The organism is Aquincola tertiaricarbonis, from assembly GCF_023573145.1.
GTDB lineage: Bacteria > Pseudomonadota > Gammaproteobacteria > Burkholderiales > Burkholderiaceae_C > Aquincola > Aquincola tertiaricarbonis_B.
Map to the genome: position 1 here is coordinate 2,147,575 of NZ_CP097636.1, position 17,219 is coordinate 2,164,793.

At 69.2% G+C, this 17,219-nt stretch carries 15 protein-coding genes and 1 tRNA gene; 3 read left to right on the plus strand and 13 right to left on the minus strand.

The window, feature by feature from the left end; all coding sequences use genetic code 11:
• The 8 genes from rseP to rpsB form a co-directional block, all read right to left on the minus strand.
• Entirely contained in the window at window positions 1–1,368 is a 1,368-nt protein-coding gene (rseP, locus tag MW290_RS24175; protein WP_250196900.1) for an RIP metalloprotease RseP, read from the minus strand.
• Window positions 1,365–2,555 (minus strand): 1-deoxy-D-xylulose-5-phosphate reductoisomerase, encoded by a 1,191-nt coding sequence (gene ispC, locus MW290_RS24180; protein WP_250196901.1) that lies wholly within the window; start codon window positions 2,553–2,555, stop codon window positions 1,365–1,367. Before ispC ends, rseP begins: the two co-directional genes overlap by 4 nt.
• A gap of 13 nt (window positions 2,556–2,568) precedes the next feature.
• On the minus strand, window positions 2,569–3,390 hold the full coding sequence (locus MW290_RS24185; protein WP_250196902.1) for a phosphatidate cytidylyltransferase: 822 nt from the start codon (window positions 3,388–3,390) through the stop codon (window positions 2,569–2,571).
• 15 nt (window positions 3,391–3,405) lie between these two features.
• On the minus strand, window positions 3,406–4,140 hold the full coding sequence (gene uppS / locus MW290_RS24190; protein WP_259373480.1) for a polyprenyl diphosphate synthase: 735 nt from the start codon (window positions 4,138–4,140) through the stop codon (window positions 3,406–3,408).
• The gene (gene frr, locus MW290_RS24195) at window positions 4,137–4,697 is read right to left on the minus strand and encodes a ribosome recycling factor (protein ID WP_250196903.1); all 561 of its coding nucleotides are present in this window, start codon (window positions 4,695–4,697) and stop codon (window positions 4,137–4,139) included. The genes uppS and frr overlap by 4 nt, the downstream gene beginning before the upstream one ends.
• Before the next feature lie 9 nt (window positions 4,698–4,706).
• Entirely contained in the window at window positions 4,707–5,417 is a 711-nt protein-coding gene (pyrH, locus tag MW290_RS24200; RefSeq protein WP_250196904.1) for a UMP kinase, read from the minus strand.
• Between the two features lie 78 nt (window positions 5,418–5,495).
• Window positions 5,496–6,392, minus strand: a complete 897-nt coding sequence (gene tsf, locus MW290_RS24205) for a translation elongation factor Ts (RefSeq protein ID WP_250196905.1) — start codon at window positions 6,390–6,392, stop codon at window positions 5,496–5,498.
• Window positions 6,393–6,491: 99 nt separating this feature from the next.
• Window positions 6,492–7,238: a 30S ribosomal protein S2 gene (rpsB, locus tag MW290_RS24210; protein WP_250196906.1), complete on the minus strand. Its 747-nt coding sequence runs from the start codon at window positions 7,236–7,238 to the stop codon at window positions 6,492–6,494.
• Window positions 7,239–7,604: 366 nt separating this feature from the next.
• Between rpsB and MW290_RS24215 the strand changes: the two genes are divergently transcribed.
• A complete protein-coding gene (locus MW290_RS24215; protein WP_250196907.1) occupies window positions 7,605–8,888 on the plus strand; it encodes a D-amino acid dehydrogenase in 1,284 nt (427 codons plus the stop codon).
• A 16-nt stretch (window positions 8,889–8,904) separates the two neighbouring features.
• On the plus strand, window positions 8,905–10,416 hold the full coding sequence (locus MW290_RS24220; protein ID WP_250196908.1) for an NAD(P)H-hydrate dehydratase: 1,512 nt from the start codon (window positions 8,905–8,907) through the stop codon (window positions 10,414–10,416).
• A 54-nt stretch (window positions 10,417–10,470) separates the two neighbouring features.
• Here MW290_RS24220 and rnr read toward each other — a convergent pair whose 3' ends face one another.
• Window positions 10,471–12,744, minus strand: a complete 2,274-nt coding sequence (rnr, locus tag MW290_RS24225; RefSeq protein ID WP_250196909.1) for a ribonuclease R — start codon at window positions 12,742–12,744, stop codon at window positions 10,471–10,473.
• Window positions 12,745–12,817: 73 nt separating this feature from the next.
• On the opposite strand from rnr, the gene MW290_RS24230 reads away from it, so the two are divergent.
• Window positions 12,818–12,902: transfer RNA gene (locus MW290_RS24230), tRNA-Leu, on the plus strand.
• Window positions 12,903–13,080: 178 nt separating this feature from the next.
• Here the strand turns inward: MW290_RS24230 and MW290_RS24235 are convergent.
• The 4 genes from MW290_RS24235 to hflC all read right to left on the minus strand — a co-directional run bounded on the left by MW290_RS24235 (window position 13,081) and on the right by hflC (window position 17,217).
• A complete protein-coding gene (locus tag MW290_RS24235) occupies window positions 13,081–13,602 on the minus strand; it encodes a phosphoribosyltransferase (RefSeq protein ID WP_250196910.1) in 522 nt (173 codons plus the stop codon).
• Between the two features lie 17 nt (window positions 13,603–13,619).
• Window positions 13,620–14,972: an adenylosuccinate synthase gene (locus MW290_RS24240; RefSeq protein ID WP_250196911.1), complete on the minus strand. Its 1,353-nt coding sequence runs from the start codon at window positions 14,970–14,972 to the stop codon at window positions 13,620–13,622.
• Between the two features lie 27 nt (window positions 14,973–14,999).
• On the minus strand, window positions 15,000–16,163 hold the full coding sequence (locus MW290_RS24245) for an ATP phosphoribosyltransferase regulatory subunit (protein ID WP_250196912.1): 1,164 nt from the start codon (window positions 16,161–16,163) through the stop codon (window positions 15,000–15,002).
• 163 nt (window positions 16,164–16,326) lie between these two features.
• Entirely contained in the window at window positions 16,327–17,217 is an 891-nt protein-coding gene (hflC, locus tag MW290_RS24250; RefSeq protein ID WP_250196913.1) for a protease modulator HflC, read from the minus strand.
• Window positions 17,218–17,219 lie beyond the last annotated feature (2 nt).

Below are 17,219 nucleotides of genomic sequence, written 5' to 3' on the forward strand. Positions count from 1 at the left end.
TCAGTGCAGGCCCAGCAGGCGGGCCACGTCGTTGGAAAGGGCGAGGGACATCAGCAGCAGCATGATGAAGGCACCGCCACGCTGCAGCCATTTGAGCCACAGCTCGGAGACCGGCCGGCCGGTCACACCCTCGAAAAGATAATACATGAGGTGCCCGCCATCGAGCATCGGCAGCGGCAGCAGGTTCAGCACGCCCAGGCTCACGCTCACCAGCGCGAGGAAACCCAGGTACTCCGGCAGGCCGCGTTGCACCGACTGCCCCGCCTGGTCGGCGATGGTGAGCGGGCCCGACAGGTTCTTCAGCGAGGCCTCGCCCACCAGCATGCGGCCCATCATCTTGAGTGTGAGCACCGAGACGTCCCAGGTGCGCTCGGCGCCGTTGACCAGGCCTTCGATCGGGCCCCGGCGCACGTTCACCATCTCGTAGGGACGGCCGATGTAGGCATCAACACGGCCAATGGCCTGGCGGCCTTCGGAGGTGACCCGGGGCTCCACGTTCAACTCGACCATGCGGCCCTGACGCTCCACCACCCAGGTCTGCGGCACGCCGGCGCCGTCCTGCACCGATGCACGGATGCGCTCGCGCAGCGCCTGCGCGTCGCCCACCGGCTCGCCATCCACCCGCAGCACCCGGTCGCCTTCCTGCAGGCCGGCACGCGCGGCGGGACCACCGGGCCGCACCTCGCCCAGCACCGGCTCGCTGTAAGGCGCCCCGATGCCGATCTGGCGCATCAGCGCCGCGTCCATTTCCTGGCCCGCCACCCGGTCGAGTTCGAGCACCACGCTGCGGCTGCGGTGGCCGCCGGGCTCGCTGACCATCAGGTGCAGGCGCTCGCCACGCAGCACCGATTGGGTGATGCGCCAGCGCACGTCGGTCAGCGAGGCGACGTCCTCCCAGGCCTCGCCGTCCTCGGAAACCGCGGTGACCTCGTCGCCGGCACGCAGGCCGGCGCGCTCGGCCAGGCTGCCAGCCACCGGCGCCGACAGCAGCGCCCGCGGCTCGTTGATGCCGATCCATTGCGCGGCGGCATACAGCGCCACCGCCAGCAGCAGGTTGGCCGCCGGGCCCGCAGCCACGATGGCGGCGCGCTTGCGCAGCGGCTGCCGGTTGAAGGCCTGGCTGCGCTCCTGCGGCGCCACCGGGCCTTCGCTTTCATCCAGCATGCGCACATAACCGCCCAGCGGCAATGCGCTGATGACGAACTCGGTGCTGTCGGGCGTGGCCTGGCGGCGCCACAGCACGCGGCCGAAGCCCACCGAAAAGCGCAGCACCTTGACGCCGCAGGCCCGCGCCACGCGGTAGTGGCCGTACTCGTGGATGACGATCAGCACCCCGAGGGTGAGCAGGAAAGCCAGAACGGTGATCATCGCGACAGGCTCTGAACCAGGCTGCGGGCATGGGCGCGTGCGGCAGCGTCCAGGGCCAGCAAGTCATCCAGCGCCGGCTCGGCCGGCAGCTGGGGCAGCACCGCCTCCACCGTGGCGGCGTTGATGCGTTGGATGTCGAGGTAGCCGGTGCGTTCCGCCAGGAAGGCCTCCACCGCCACTTCATTGGCCGCGTTGAGCACGGTGGTGCTGCCTTCGGGGCCGCGCAGCGCGTCCCAGGCCAGGTACAGGCACGGAAAGCGCTGGCGGTCGGCCGGCGCGAAGCTGAGCGCGGACAGCGTCAGGAAGTCGAGCTGCGCGGCGCCGGACTCGATGCGCTCGGGGAATGACAGGCCATAGGCGATGGGCACCCGCATGTCGGGCGTGCCCAGCTGCGCCAGCACCGAATGGTCGCGGCACACCACCATCGAATGGATGATGCTTTGCGGATGCACCACCACACGCACCTGCTCGGGCTGCAGGTCGAACAGCCAGCGCGCCTCGATCACCTCCAGCGCCTTGTTCATCATCGTGGCCGAATCCACCGAGATCTTGCGGCCCATCACCCAGTTGGGATGCGCGCAGGCCTGGTCAGGCGTGATGTCGACCAGCGTGGCCGGGTCGCGGTCGCGGAACGGCCCGCCGGAGGCGGTGAGCACGATGTGGTCGATGCGCTGGGCCCAGGTGCTGCGGTCTTCGGGCAGGCACTGGAAGATGGCCGAGTGCTCACTGTCGATCGGCAACAGCGTGGCACCGCCCTGCTGCACCGCGCGCATGAACAGCGCACCGCCCACCACCAGCGCCTCCTTGTTGGCCAGCAGCAGCCGCTTGCCGGCGCGCGCGGCGGCCAGGCAGGGCGGCAGGCCGGCGGCACCGACGATGGCCGCCATCACCGCGTCCACCTCGGGGTGGCTGGCCAGGTCGCACAGCGCCTGCGGGCCGGCCAGCACTTCGGTGGCCACGCCTTCGGCGCGCAGCTTGTCGCGCAGGGCGGTGGCCAGGTCCTCGGTGGGCAGCGCCGCGTAGCGCGGCCGCCAGCGGGCGCACTGGGCGGCCAGCTCGTCCACCTTGGCATGGGCGGTGAGCGCGAACACCTCGAAACGGTCGGGGTGGCGGCCGACGACGTCCAGCGTGCTGGTGCCGACGGAGCCGGTGGAGCCGAGGATGGTGAGACGCTGGCGGGAAGTCATGGTCGGGAGAGGATCAGAGCGTGGCCAGGGCCAGCGCGATGGGCAGCACCGGCAGCAGCGCGTCGATGCGGTCGAGCACGCCGCCGTGGCCGGGCAGCAGCTGGCTGCTGTCCTTGGCGCCGGCGGCCCGCTTGACCAGGGATTCGAACAGGTCGCCGGCCACGCTCATGGCGGCCAGCACCAGCAGCGACAGCACCGCCAGCGGCCAGCCCAGGCGGGCCGGCAGCAGGCTGTACAGGCTGAGCGAGGCCGGCGCGAAATGCGCGTCGGCCAGCGACCACAGCACCGCCAGCAGCAGCACGCCGGCCATGCCACCGTACACGCCTTCCCAGCTCTTGCCGGGGCTGATGGTGGGCGCCAGCTTGCGGCGGCCGAAGGCGCGGCCGGCAAAGTAGGCGGCGATGTCGGCCATCCACACCAGGCAGAAGACCGACAAAAGGAAATTGAGGCCCAGCGCCCTGCCCTGCGTCATCGCCAGCCAGGCGGCGCAGAGCATCAGCACGCCCAGCACCCAGCGCAGCAGCGCCGGCGCCTGCGGCCAGCCGCCGGGGCCGGCCCGCAGCGCGAGCGCGGCGCCGACGATCCAGGCGATGGCCACCAGCGGCCACAAGGTGACCACCAGCCCCGCCCACCAGGCCGCAGCGCACAAGGCGGCCACCAGCGCGCCCAACAGCACCGAGCCGGCGGTCAGCCCGTTGAGCCGCCCCCATTCCCAGCCGGCGGCGGCCACCATCACCAGCGTGAACAGCCCGAACGGCCAGGGGTTGGAGGCGAACAAGGCGGGCAACAGCACTGCAAGCAGCACCACGGCCGTGATCACGCGCTGCTTGAGCATGAGGCGACGGAGACTTCAGTTGCCGACGGCAAGCGATGCGGCCGGAGTGGGCTTGACGCCACCGAAGCGGCGGTCGCGTTCGGCATAGGCGGCGATGGCGGCATCGAGTTCGGCTTCGCCGAAATCGGGCCAGAGGCAGTCGGAGAAGTGCAGCTCCGAGTAGGCGATCTGCCACAGCAGGAAGTTGCTGATGCGCACTTCGCCACCGGTGCGGATGAACAGGTCGGGGTCGGGCGCAAAGCCCATCGCCATGTACTGGCCGAGCTTGCGTTCGTCCAGCGCATCGGCCGGCACGCCATCGCGGATGGCCTGCTGCGCCGCCTGCACCACGTCCCAACGGCCACCGTAGTTGAAGGCCACGATGAGCGTGATGCGGGTGTTGTGCGCGGTGGTCGACTCCACCTGTTCCCAGGCCTGGCGCACCTTGTCGGAGACGGCCGAACGGTCGCCCACGATGCGGATGCGCACGCCCTCGCCGGCCAGCTTGGCCAGGTACTTGGATACCGCCACCAGCACCAGGCCCATCAGGCCCGACACCTCTTCGGTGGGGCGCTTCCAGTTCTCGGTGGAGAAGGCGAAGACGGTCAGGTACTCCACGCCGCGGTCGGCGCAGGCCTGCACCGTGCGCACCAGCGCATCGACCCCCTGCTTGTGGCCGAAGAAGCGCGGCATGAAGCGCTTCTTGGCCCATCGGCCATTGCCATCCATCACGATGGCGACGTGGCGCGGAACAGTGGCGCTCACGCTCAAACCGCCAGGATCTCGGCTTCCTTGGCCTGGGTCAGGCGGTCGATCTCGGCGATCGTGCGGTCGGTCAGCTTCTGCACGTCGTCCTGCGCGCGGCGTTCATCGTCTTCGCTGATCGCCTTGTCCTTGACCAGCTTCTTCAGCTGGTCGTTGGCATCGCGGCGCAGGTTGCGCACGGCCACCTTGGCGTCTTCGCTGGCGTGGCGCACGACCTTGGTCAGGTCCTTGCGGCGCTCTTCGGTCAGCGGCGGCATCGGCACGCGGATCAGGTCGCCCTGCGACGCCGGGTTCAGGCCCAGGTCGCTTTCACGGATGGCCTTCTCGATCTTCGGGCCCATGCCCTTTTCCCAGGGCTGGACGCTGATGGTGCGCGCATCGATCAGGGTGACGTTGGCCACCTGGCTGATGGGCACCAGCGAGCCGTAATACTCCACCTGCACCTGGTCCAGGATGCCGGGGTGGGCACGGCCGGTGCGGATTTTCTGCACTTCGGCCTTGTAGGCTTCGACGGACTTGGCCATCTTGCCTTCGGTGGTCTTCTTGATGTCAGCAACGGTCATGACGGTTCCTCAGACGTGCACCAGGGTGCCCTCGTCCTCGCCGAGCACGACTCGCTTGAGCGCACCGCTCTTGAAGATGGAGAACACCTTGATCGGCAGCTTCTGGTCGCGGCACAGCGCGAAGGCGGTGGCGTCCATCACCTGCAGGTTCTTGGTAATCGCTTCGTCGAACGAAATGTTGGTGTAGCGCGTGGCGGCCGGGTCCTTCTTGGGGTCGGCGGTGTACACGCCGTCCACCTTGGTGGCCTTCAGCACGATCTCGGCGCCGATCTCGGCACCGCGCAGCGCGGCCGCGGTGTCGGTGGTGAAGAAGGGGTTGCCGGTGCCGGCGGCAAACACGACGACCTTGCCCTCTTCCAGGTACTGCAGCGCCTTCGGGCGCACATAAGGCTCGACCACCTGGTCGATCGCGATGGCGGACATGACGCGGGCCGTCATGCCTTCCTGGCGCATGGTGTCGGCCAGGGCCAGCGAGTTCATCACCGTGGCCAGCATGCCCATGTAGTCGGCGGTCGCGCGGTCCATGCCCACCGAGCCGCCGGCCACGCCGCGGAAGATGTTGCCGCCGCCGATCACCACCGCCACCTCGCAGCCGAGTTGGGTGACCTCGTGCACCTCGCGCACCATGCGGACCATGGTGGCGCGGTTGATGCCGAACTGGTCGTCGCCCATCAGGGCTTCGCCGGAGAGTTTGATCAGGATGCGCTTGTACGCCGGCATTCGGCTCCCCCGTGAGCGATGTTCAACTTGTTCTTAGTTTAAGGGGCCGCGTTGGCGGCCCCTTTGCTTTGCAGTCGGTTACTGGCCCTTGGCCGCCGCAACCTGTGCGGCGACTTCAGCCGCGAAGTCGTCCTGCTTTTTCTCGATGCCCTCGCCCACCACGTACAGGGTGAAGCCCTTGACGTTGGTGCTGGCGCCCTTCAGGTAGGCGGCCACGGTCTGCTTGCCGTCGGCAGCCTTCACGAAGACCTGGTCCAGCAGCGACACTTCCTTCAGGAACTTCTGCACCGAGCCTTCGACCATCTTGGCGACGATCTCGGCGGGCTTGCCGGATTCGGCAGCCTTCTCGGCGGCGATCTTGCGTTCCTTCTCGACCAGCTCGGCCGAGACTTCCGACGACGACAGCGCGGCCGGCTTCATCGCGGCCACGTGCATGGCCACGTCCTTGGCGGCCACGGCATCACCGTCGAACTCGACGATCACGCCGATGCGGGTGCCGTGCAGGTAGCTGGCCAGCTGGCCGCCGTCCGCGTAGCGCTTGAAGCGGCGGATCGACATGTTCTCGCCGATCTTGCCGATCAGGCCCTTGCGCACGTCTTCCAGCGTGGGGCCGAAGGTGTCCTGCTCGTACGGCAGGGCCGACAGCGCGGCCACGTCGGCCGGGTTGTGCTCGGCCACCAGCTTGGCGGCCGCCGATGCGAAGGCCAGGAACGAGTCGTTCTTCGAGACGAAGTCGGTTTCGCAGTTGACTTCGATCAGGGCGCCGGTGGTGCCATTGACCGATGCGGCGACCACGCCTTCGGCGGTCACGCGCGAGGCGGCCTTGCCGGCCTTGTTGCCCAGCTTGACGCGCAGGATCTCTTCGGCACGGACCAGATCGCCTTCGGCTTCGGTCAGTGCCTTCTTGCATTCCATCATCGGCGCATCGGTCTTGGCGCGCAGCTCGGCGACCATGCTTGCGGTGATTGCGGGCATCTCAGATTCTCCGTTGAGTGAAAAAGGGGCTCAGCGGCCCCTTTCGAACAATGTCGGCTCAGGCGGCGCCGTGGCGCCGCCGCTGTCCATGGGCGCGGATCAGGCGTCTTCGCTGACCTCGACGAACTCGTCGTCGCCGGCGGCCACGGTCTGCACCAGCTCGTTCGTGGCGTTGGCCTTGCCTTCCAGCACGGCGTCAGCCACCGCACGGGCGTACAGCGCCACGGCCTTGGCCGAATCGTCGTTGCCGGGGATGACGTAGTCGATGCCCACCGGCGAGTGGTTGGTGTCGACCACGCCGATGATGGGAATGCCCAGCTTCTTGGCTTCGGCGATGGCGATCTTGTGGTAGCCGACGTCGATGACGAACAGGGCGTCGGGCAGCGCGGTCAGATCGCCGATGCCGCCGATGTCCTTCTCCAGCTTGGCGATCTCGCGTTGGAACAGCAGCGCTTCCTTCTTGATGGCGGGCTGGGTGCCGGCCTCGACCTGCGCCTGCATGTCCTTCAGCTTCTTCAGCGAGCCCTTGACCGTCTTGAAGTTGGTCAGCATGCCGCCCAGCCAGCGCTGGTCGACGTAGGGCATGCCGCAGCGCTGGGCTTCCTCGGCCACGACTTCACGGGCCTGGCGCTTGGTGCCGATCATCAGGATCGTGCCGCGCTTGGCCGAAAGCTGGCGGATGAACTTCATCGCCTCTTCGAAGAGCGGTTGCGTCTTCTCGAGGTTGATGATGTGGATCTTGTTGCGATGGCCGTAGATGTACGGGGCCATCTTGGGGTTCCAGAAGCGGGTTTGGTGGCCGAAGTGGACACCGGCTTCCAGCATTTCACGCATCGTGACGGACATGGAGACTCCGAAGGTTGGGTCTAGAATCCGGCGTGAATCGAAACGGAAAAGCAAGGCGGTTTGGCCCTGCGGTACCCGTGATCTGCAGCGTTGGTCTGCGTGATCTTCGGGGCACCCGTTCCGACACCTTTCAGCAGCCGGATTCGCGATTGATTTACCGTAAGCACCCCTGCCCCAATGGCAGAGAGCGGGTAAACCACAAGATTCTAGCACGGGCCTGGCGCCCTCACCTTTTCGCTGCCTGCCACACGCTGTGCGGCGCACCTTCCAGCATGCTCAACCGGCTCTTCGTCTGCGCGCCTTCGCGTGCCCGTCACCTCCCTCAAGCCGCCTGCCGCCCCGTGGCCGCAGCCGCCCTCGCCTGACATGCGCATCGCCGTGATCGGCGCCGGCATCGTCGGCGTCACCACCGCCTACGAGCTGGCGGCCGATGGTCATGAGGTGGAGGTCTTCGAGCGCCGCGGCACCGTGGCCGAAGAAACCAGCTTTGCCAATGCTGGCGTGCTGGCCCCCGGCTACGTGACACCCTGGGCCGCACCCGGCATGCCCGGCAAAGTGCTGCGGCACCTGTTCAGCCGCCATGCGCCGGTGCGCTTCGGCGGCCTGCCCGGCCCGGCCACGCTGGGCTGGCTGTGGCGCTGGTGGCGCGCCTGCGACCCGGCGGTGTACGGCCCCAACCGCAGCGCCATGCATGCGCTGGCCCGCTACAGCCGTGAGCGCATGACCGAGCTGCAGCAGTCGCTGCACCTCGACTACGAACAGTCGCAAGGCCTGCTGGTGCTGCTGCGCACCCCGCGCGAGGTGTCGCAGGCGCGCCATGGCCTGAAGCTGCTGGCCGAGATGGGCGTGGACTTCCATCTGGTGGATGCCGCCCGCTGCCGCGAGATCGAGCCCGGCCTGCAGGCCGACACGCCGCTGCATGCCGGCGTGCACCTGGCGCAGGACGGCGTGGGCAACTGCCGGCAATTCGCGATGCTGCTGCGCGCCGAGGCGCAGCGCCTGGGCGCACGCTTTCGCTTCCACCATCGTGTGCAGGCCATCGAGCCGGGTGCCGCGCCTGTGCTGCGCTTCATCGAGCAACAGCAGGACGATGCGCCCGGCCCGGCGCAGACCGAGCGCTACGACGCGGTGGTGCTGTGCGCGGCGCTGGGCGCGCTGCCCCTGCTGGCGCCGCTGGGCCTGCGGCTGCCGATGCAACCGATATACGGCTACTCGCTCACCGCGCCGCTGCGCGTGGTCGAAGGCCACCCCGACTTCGGCCCCCGCGCGGCGCTGATGGACGAGAAGTACAAGGTGGCCATCTCGCGCCTGGGCCAGCGGGTGCGCGTGGCCGGCAGCGCCGAGATCGGCGGCGCCGCCGGACAATGGTCGCAGGCGCCGATGGACACGCTGTACAAGGTGCTGCACGACTGGTTCCCCGGTGCCGCCCACCTGGCCCAGGCGCAGCGCTGGAAGGGCGCGCGGCCGATGCTGCCCGACGGCCCGCCGGTGCTGGGCGCCGGCAGTGCGCCGGGCGTGTGGATGAACCTGGGCCATGGCTCGTCGGGCTGGGCGCTGTCCTGCGGCTCGGCGCGGGTGCTGGCCGACCAGATCGGCGGCCGCGCGCCCGCCATCGACACCAGCCGACTGTCGATCGACCGCCTGCGCTGACCCGGCCCACCAAGGCATGACACGCACCACCCCCGTTCTGCCCGCCGCCACGCCGCTGCCGCTGCATGGCATCGCGGCCGCCCGCCGCATCGAAACGGCCGCAGCGGCCGGCCTGCCGCCCCACACTCTGATGCAGCGCGCCGGCCTGGCAGTGGCGCGGCTGGCGCTGGCGGTGGCACCGCATGCGCAGCGGGTGACCGTGCTGGCCGGCCCCGGCAACAACGGGGGCGACGGCCTGGAGGCGGCGCTGCACCTGACCCGCGCCGGCCGGCAGGTGGCGGTGTGGCTGACCACGGGCGATATTCAGGCCTTGCCGCCGGACGCCGCGCAGTCGTACCACCGTGCCCGCGAGGCCGGCGTGCGGCTGCACACCACCCCCGACACCCTGCCCGCGGCCGACCTGGTGATCGACGCCCTGCTGGGCCTGGGCGCCAGCCGTGCGCCCGCAGGCGCCGTGGCCCAGGCCATTGCGCTGGCCAACGCGCAGCAGGCGCCGGTGCTGGCAGTGGATGTGCCCTCCGGCCTGCACGCCGAAACCGGCGCGCGGCTGGGCGATCTGGCGGTGCAGGCCGCGCACACGCTCAGCCTGCTGGCGCTCAAGCCCGGCCTCTTCACGGCCGAAGGCCGCGGGCTGTGTGGGCGGCTGTGGCACGACGATCTGGGCATAGCCGCCGAGCTGCTGGCGGCCGAGGCGCCGCTCGCCCGGCTGGGTGCCAGCACGGCCCTGCCCCTCGCCCCGCGCGGCCATGCGCAGCACAAGGGCAGCTTCGGCGACGTGGCGGTGGTGGGCGGCGCCCCCGGCATGGCCGGTGCCGCCCGGCTGGCGGCCCGCGCCGCCCTGGCGGCAGGTGCGGGCCGCGTCTACCTGAGCCCGCTGGACCCGGCGAGCGGCAACGACGATGGCCGGCCCGAGTTGATGCACCGGCCGCAGATCTGGCTGCAGCCGCAGGGCCTGCTGGACCGGTCCACGGTGGTGTGCGGTTGTGGCGGTGGCTCGGTGGTGGCCGAGGTGCTGCCGCCGGTGCTGGCGCAGGCGCCACGCCTGGTGCTGGACGCCGATGCGCTGAACGCGGTGGCCACGGACGCCCGCCTTCAGCAGGCACTGGCCGGCCGCGCCCGGCGCGGGCAGCACAGCGTGCTGACGCCGCATCCGCTGGAAGCGGCGCGGCTGCTGCGCTGCCCAACGGCGCAGGTGCAGGCAGACCGCCTGAATGCCGCGCTGCAGCTGGCCGCGCGCTTCGATGCGGTGGTGGTGCTCAAGGGCTCGGGCAGCGTGATCGCCGCGCCGGGCCGGCTGCCGGTGATCAACCCCACCGGCAATGCCCTGCTGGCCACCGCCGGCACCGGCGACGTGCTGGCCGGCTGGCTGGGCGGCACCTGGGCCCAGGTGCCGCAGCAGGACGGCTGGCCCGCAGCACTGGAAGCGGTGCGCCGCCACGGCGCCGCGGCCGACCAGGCGCTGCTGCAAGGCCTGCAGGGGCCGCTGCGCGCGGCCGAGCTGGTGGAGGCGATGCTCCACACCCTTTGATCGGCGCAGCGCGGGCGAACCGCCTCTGCGGCGCCGCCCGGCGCCGACAACCCGTCAGCGGCGCTTGCGCGTCTTGCCGGCGGCGGACGACTTGCGGCTGGCGCCGCCCGCGCTGCTGCGCTTGCCCGCCGCCTTGCGGGTGCGCGCCTTCACGTTGCGGTCAGCTTCCTGCACCGCGGCCAGTTCGTCCACGGCGCTGGCGGCGGCACGGCGCTCGCCGCCCTTGTCTCGGCCTTCGCGGCCTTCTCGCCCTTCACGCCCTTCCCGCCCACCCCGGCCGACCGGCCGTTCGGGCTCGCCTTCGCGCACCATGCGGAAGTCGATGCGCCGGCCGTCCAGGTCGACGCGGCTCACCTGCACCCGCACGCGGCTGCCGATGGTGTAGCGCACGCCGCTGCGTTCGCCGCGCAGCTCCTGCCGCGCCTCGTCGAAGCGGAAGTACTCGCCACCCAGCTCGGTGATGTGCACCAGGCCTTCCACATACAGCCCGTCCAGCGTAACGAAGAGGCCGAAGGTGGTGGCCGCGGTGACGGTGCCACCGAACTCCTCGCCTAGGCGCTCGCGCATGTAGCGGCACTTGAGCCAGGCTTCCACGTCGCGCGAGGCTTCGTCGGCACGGCGCTCGTTGGCGCTGCAGTGCGCGCCCGCGATCTCCCACACGTCGGCACCATGGCTGCGCGCCGCGCTGCCGGTGCCGGCAGCGGCACCCTTGACCGGCTTGCCACCCTTGCGCACCGTCACCGGCGGCTCGGCGGCCAGCAGCTTGGCATCGAGCTGGTACTTCTTGCCGCCCAGCAGCGCCTTGATCACGCGGTGCACCAGCAGGTCGGGGTAGCGGCGGATCGGGCTGGTGAAGTGGGTGTAGGCCGGGTAACCTAGGCCGAAGTGGCCGCTGTTGGTCGGCGTGTAGATGGCCTGCTGCATCGAGCGCAGCAGCATCGTGTGGATCTGCAGCGCGTCGGGCCGCTCTTTGGTGGCCTGTGCGATGGCCTGGAACTCACCGGGCGTGGGCTCGTCGCTGACCGACAGGCCCAGCCCCAGCGAGCGCAGGTAGTTCTGCAGCGTCGTCTTCTTCTCGGGCGTGGGGCCTTCGTGCACGCGGTACAGGCTCGGGTGCTTGCCCTGCTGGATGAAGTCGGCCGCACAGACGTTGGCCGCCAGCATGGCTTCTTCGATCAGCTTGTGCGCCTCGGTTCGCACGCGCGGCACGATCTTCTCGATGCGGCCGTTTTCGTCACACACGATCTGCGTTTCGGTGGTCTCGAAGTCCACCGCGCCGCGGGCCGCACGCGACTTGAGCAGCGCGCGGTAGCAGTCGTTCAGGTGCAGCAGGTGCTCTACCAGGTCGCTGCGCTTGGCCGCCTCGGGCCCGCGGGTGTTGGCCAGGATGGCCGCCACCTCGGTGTAGGTGAAGCGGGCATGCGAGTGGATGACCGCGGGGTAGAACTGGTAGGCGTGCAGTTCACCTGCATCGGACACCAGCATGTCGCACACCATCGACAGGCGGTCTTCATGCGGGTTCAGCGAGCACAGGCCGTTGGACAGCTTCTCCGGCAGCATCGGGATCACCCGGCGCGGGAAGTACACCGAGGTGGCGCGCTGGTAGGCGTCGTCGTCGATCGGCTCGCCGGGCTTGACGTAGTGGCTGACGTCGGCAATCGCCACGATCAGGCGGAAGCCGTTGAAGGCCGTCTTGCCACGGCCCTTCTTGAAGGGCTCGCAGTACACCGCGTCGTCGAAGTCGCGCGCGTCCTCGCCGTCGATGGTGACCAGCGGCACGTCGGTCAGGTCGATGCGGTGGCGCTTGTCGGCCGGGCGCACCCGGTCGGGCAAGGCCGCGGCCTGGGCCAGTGTTTCCGGCGAAAAGCGGTGCGGCACCTCGTACTTGCGCACCGCGATCTCGATCTCCATGCCGGGGTCGTCGATCTCGCCCAGCACCTCGCTCACCCGGCCCACCGGCTGCGAGAACATCGAGGCCGGCTCGGTGAGTTCCACCGCCACCACCTGCCCCGCCTGCGCATTGGCGGTGGCGTTCTTCGGGATCAGGATGTCCTGGCCGTAGCGCTTGTCTTCCGGCGCCACCAGCCACACGCCGCTTTCATGCAGCAGGCGGCCGATGATGGGCGACTTGCGCCGCTCCAGGATCTCGAGCACACGGCCTTCGGGCCGGCCCTTGCGGTCGTAGCGCACCACGCGCACCCGCACCTTGTCGCGGTGGAGCACCGCGCGCATCTCCTGCTGCGACAGGTAGATGTCGTTGCCGCCCGGCTGCAGCACGAAGCCGTGCCCATCGCGATGACCTTGGACGATGCCTTCCACTTCGCTCATCAGAGCGGCGCCGAGGCTGGGGGCGCTTGCATTGTTTGAATTTTTGATGATAGACTCTTGGCTTCCCTGAAATGCCCAGGTGGCGGAATTGGTAGACGCACTAGTTTCAGGTACTAGCGGGTAACTCCGTGGAGGTTCGAGTCCTCTCCTGGGCACCAGAGTGATAGATAAAACGAAGGGCCGATGCACACAGCATCGGCCCTTTTTGTTTGCGCGTAAAGGTTTGCGAGTGGAGGCCTGCACCGATCGGGCCCGCACCGGCCACAGCCGCGCCATGCAAGGACACCCGGTCCTTGATGGCATCAACCAATGGCAGCGGCACCGCGGTGCGGTCGATCAAACCGCGAACTTCCGGGCCAGGCCCTCGGGGCGCAGGCCGTCGTACTCTTCGAACGGCTGATGGATCCACGGGCTGGTGGTCAGCAGTTCGACGTAGTAGTCGGGGGTGTAGGTGGACACGCCCTTGGTCCAGATCACTGCCGAGCGCAGCTCCTGGATGGACGGCATGCCGCGCAGCCGCTCCACCACCGCCTTGAGCGTGACACCCGAGTCGGCCAGGTCGTCGACCAGCAGCACGCGGCCGGCCAGTTCGCCCTTGGGCATGGTGATGTACTTGGCCATGTCCAGGCGGCCCTGGATGGTGCCGGCCTCGGCCCGGTACGAGCTGGTGGACATGATGGCCAGCGGCTTGTCGAACACCCGCGACAGCACGTCGCCCGGGCGCATGCCGCCACGGGCCAGGCACAGGATCTGGTCGAACTCCCAGCCCGAGTTGTAGACCTTGAGCGCCAGGCGCTCGGTCAGCATGTGGTACTCGTCCCAGGAGACGTAGAGGTGTTTGCCGTCGTCGGTCAGCATCGAAGGCTCCTTGTCGGTCAGGCTTGGTACGGGTGGCGAAGGAGGATGGTGTGCTCGCGGTCGGGGCCGGTGGACACCATGTCGATGGGTGCGCCGATGAAGCCCTGCACACGCTCGAGGTAGGCGCGGGCGTTGACCGGCAGCGCATCCCACTGGGTGACGCCGAAGGTGCTCTCGGTCCAGCCCGGGAAGGTCTCGTAGATCGGCTTGCAGGCCAGGATCTCGTCGGCGTCCAGCGGCAGGATGTCGACGCGCCGGCCGTTAAGCTCATAGCCCACGCAGACGTTGATTTCCTTCAGGCCGTCCAGCACGTCGAGCTTGGTGATGCACAGGCCCGAGATGCCGTTGATGATGATCGAGCGCTTGAGCAGTGCCGCATCCAGCCAGCCGCAGCGGCGCGGCCGGCCGGTGACGGTGCCGCGCTCCTGGCCCACGGTGGACAGGTGGTGGCCCACGGTGCCCTCCTCGTCCATCGGCAGCTCGGTCGGGAACGGGCCCGAGCCCACGCGCGTGGTGTAGGCCTTGGTGATGCCCAGAATGTAGTGCAGCTGGTCCGGGCCTACGCCAGAGCCGGCGGCCGCATTGCCGGCCACGCAGTTGCTGGAAGTGACGTAGGGGTAGGTGCCGTGATCGATGTCCAGCAGCGTGCCCTGCGCGCCTTCGAACAGGATGTTGGCGCCTTCGCGGTTGGCCGTGTACAGGCGGTAGCCCACGTCCGCCATCATCGGCTTGAGCTGCTCGGCCACCTTCATCGCATGGTCGAAGATGGGCTGGAATTCCAGCGGCGTGCTCTTCAGGTAACCACCCAACGCAAAGTTGTGCAGCTCCAGCAGTTCCTTGAGCTTCTTGGCGAAGCGCTCGGGGTGCTTCAGGTCCTGCACGCGCAGCGCACGGCGGGCCACCTTGTCTTCGTACGCCGGGCCGATGCCCTTGCCGGTGGTACCGATCTTGCCGGCGCCGCTGGTCTCGCGCAGCGCCTCGCGCGCCTTGTCCACTTCCACGTGGAAGGGCAGGATCAGCGGGCACGACTCACTGACGAAGAGGCGCGAACGCACGTCCAGGCCGATCTTCTCGAGCCGCTCGATCTCGGACAGCAGGTGGGTGGGATCGACCACCACGCCGTTGCCGATGAAGCACTGCACGCCGTCGCGCATGATGCCGCTGGGGATGAGTTGCAGCGCCGTCTTCACGCCCTTGATGACCAGCGTGTGGCCGGCGTTGTGACCGCCCTGGAAGCGCACCACCGCCTGGGCATGGTCGGTCAGCCAATCCACCACCTTGCCCTTGCCTTCGTCGCCCCACTGGGTGCCGACGACAACGACGTTCTTGCCCCGCGCCGCACGCGGGGCCGAGTTGCTCTGCTGTTGCATGATGTCCGAAAGGTTCGTGGAAAGAGTTCAGAGCGCCCGCAGCGCCCAGCGTCCGTCGACCAGCGTCAGCTCGCGGTCGCAATCGAATTCCTGGGCCTCGTGCTCATGGCCGGGCAGCACGCACACCACCGTCTCGCCCTGCGCACGCAGGCCGCGCACCGCTTCGCGCAGCGCGCGGTCTTCGCCCCAGGGCGCACGGATGGCTGCACGCGGGCCCTGCGGCGCGGCCAGCTCCACCAGCGCCTTCAGATCGAGGCTGAAGCCGGCCGCCGGCCGGTTGCGGCCGAAGACCGCGCCCACTTCGTCGTAGCGGCCGCCCCGCACCAGCGAATCGCTGGCACCGGCGCCGTACAGCGCGAAGCGCACGCCGCTGTAGTAGGCATAGCCGCTCATGTCGGCCAGGTCGAAGCCCACCCGCACCTGAGGATGGGTGCGCTGCACATGGCTGGCCAGCCATGCCAGGTCGTCCAGCGCCGCGGTGATGAGCCGGTGCGCCGGCAGTTGGCTGCGCGCGGCGGCCAGCACGTCGGCACCGCCGTACAGGCGCATCAAGGTGGCGAAGCCCTGGCGCGCGGCCGGCGGCAGCCCGGCCGTCACGGCCGACAACGCCTCACCGTCCTTGTGGGCCAGCGCAGCGGTCAGGTCGATCAGGCGGTCGGCCGGCAAGGCCACGCCGTCCAGCAGGCCGCGCAGCACCCGGGCGTCGCCCAGGTCCAGCACCGGCGCCTCGATGCCGGCGGCGCGCAGGCCGTCGAGCGCCAGCTCGATGACTTCCAGCTCGGCTTCCAGGCCGGCATGGCCGTAGATCTCGGCACCGAACTGCAGCGGCTCACGCGTGGCATGCAGGCGCTCGGGCCGGGTGTGCAGCACCGGGCCGCAATAGGCCAGGCGGGTGACGCCGTTGCGGTTGAGCAGGTGAGCGTCGATGCGCGCCACCTGCGGCGTGGTGTCGGCCCGCAGGCCGAGCGTGCGGCCGCTCAGTTGGTCGACCAGCTTGAAGGTCTTGAGATTGAGCTCACGCCCGGTGCCCGACAGCAGCGACTCCAGGTGTTCGAGCAGCGGTGGAATCACCAGCTCGAAGCCATAGCCGCGCGCCATGTCCAGCAGGGCGCGCCGCAGTTCCTCAATGCGCCGGGCCTGCGAAGGCAGGACATCGGCAATGTGCTCGGGCAGCAGCCACGCAGACGACATCAAAAATGCACCGGTATTAAAAACCTGATTGTACGGGGCCACGGCGACGTGGCCACCGTGCGCGATGGCTCAGCCGGGGTTGACCGGCAAAGCCGGGCACACCGGCAGCAGCGCCGGTGCGCCCAGCATCAGGTCGTTCATCGCCAGCAGGCGGGCTGCCGGCTCAGCGGCCGCCGGCCGGGGCGGCGCCGCCGCCGTTACGCATGGTCTTGAAGAACTCGCTGTTGGGGTCCACCACCATCACGTCGCTCTTGTTGCGGAAGCTGGCGCGGTAGGCCTCGAGGCTGCGGTAGAACTGGGCGAACTGCGGGTCGCGGCCGAAGGCGTCGGCGTACAGCGCCGAGGCCTGGGCATCGCCCTCACCCTTGATCTTCTGCGCGTCGCGGTAGGCCTCGGCGATGATCACCTCGCGCTGGCGGTCGGCGTCGGCGCGGATCTTCTCGCCGTCGGCGGCGCCCTGCGAACGCAGTTCGTTGGCCACCTGCTTGCGCTCGGACTCCATGCGGCGGTAGACGGCGTCGGTGATGTCGGCCACGAAGTCCACGCGCTTGACTCGCACGTCGACGATCTCGATGCCGAAGGCCTTGCTCTCGTCGGCCAGGCGCTCACGCACGGCCTGCATCACCTGCTCACGCTCGGTGGCCAGCACGCCGCGCACGGTGCGCCGCGTCACCACCTCGTTGAAGGCGGCCTGGACCACCGGCGCCAGCCGGCTTTCCAGGTTGCGGATGTCGACGCCGCTGTTGCGGATGAACTGGCGCGGCTCGACGATGCGCCACTTGACCAGCCAGTCGATCACCACGCTCTTTTTCTCGGCGGTGAAGATGGGGCGGGTTTCAGGGCTGTCCAGCGTCTGCACGCGCTTGTCCAGGAACACGACGTTCTGGAACGGCGGCGGCAGCTTGAACTTCAGGCCGGGCTCGGTGATGACTTCCTTGATCTCACCCAGCGCATACACCACCGCCACCTGGCGCTGGTCGACGATGAAGAGCGTGGAGCTGGCGAGCATCAGCAGGATCAGCGCGCCGGCGACGATGGCTCCGATACGGTTCATTC

Coding starts and splice junctions, on each gene's coding strand:
- rnr (WP_250196909.1), bottom strand. CDS start 12,744: ATGAGCGAAGTGGAAGGCATCGTCCAAGGTCATCGCGATGGGCACGGC.
- MW290_RS24235 (WP_250196910.1), bottom strand. CDS start 13,602: ATGCTGACCGACGACGGCAAACACCTCTACGTCTCCTGGGACGAGTAC.
- rpsB (WP_250196906.1), bottom strand. CDS start 7,238: ATGTCCGTCACGATGCGTGAAATGCTGGAAGCCGGTGTCCACTTCGGC.
- MW290_RS24185 (WP_250196902.1), bottom strand. CDS start 3,390: ATGCTCAAGCAGCGCGTGATCACGGCCGTGGTGCTGCTTGCAGTGCTG.
- MW290_RS24240 (WP_250196911.1), bottom strand. CDS start 14,972: ATGCAACAGCAGAGCAACTCGGCCCCGCGTGCGGCGCGGGGCAAGAAC.
- frr (WP_250196903.1), bottom strand. CDS start 4,697: ATGACCGTTGCTGACATCAAGAAGACCACCGAAGGCAAGATGGCCAAG.
- MW290_RS24245 (WP_250196912.1), bottom strand. CDS start 16,163: ATGTCGTCTGCGTGGCTGCTGCCCGAGCACATTGCCGATGTCCTGCCT.
- tsf (WP_250196905.1), bottom strand. CDS start 6,392: ATGCCCGCAATCACCGCAAGCATGGTCGCCGAGCTGCGCGCCAAGACC.
- MW290_RS24220 (WP_250196908.1), top strand. CDS start 8,905: ATGACACGCACCACCCCCGTTCTGCCCGCCGCCACGCCGCTGCCGCTG.
- ispC (WP_250196901.1), bottom strand. CDS start 2,555: ATGACTTCCCGCCAGCGTCTCACCATCCTCGGCTCCACCGGCTCCGTC.
- MW290_RS24215 (WP_250196907.1), top strand. CDS start 7,605: ATGCGCATCGCCGTGATCGGCGCCGGCATCGTCGGCGTCACCACCGCC.
- pyrH (WP_250196904.1), bottom strand. CDS start 5,417: ATGCCGGCGTACAAGCGCATCCTGATCAAACTCTCCGGCGAAGCCCTG.
- rseP (WP_250196900.1), bottom strand. CDS start 1,368: ATGATCACCGTTCTGGCTTTCCTGCTCACCCTCGGGGTGCTGATCGTC.
- hflC (WP_250196913.1), bottom strand. CDS start 17,217: ATGAACCGTATCGGAGCCATCGTCGCCGGCGCGCTGATCCTGCTGATG.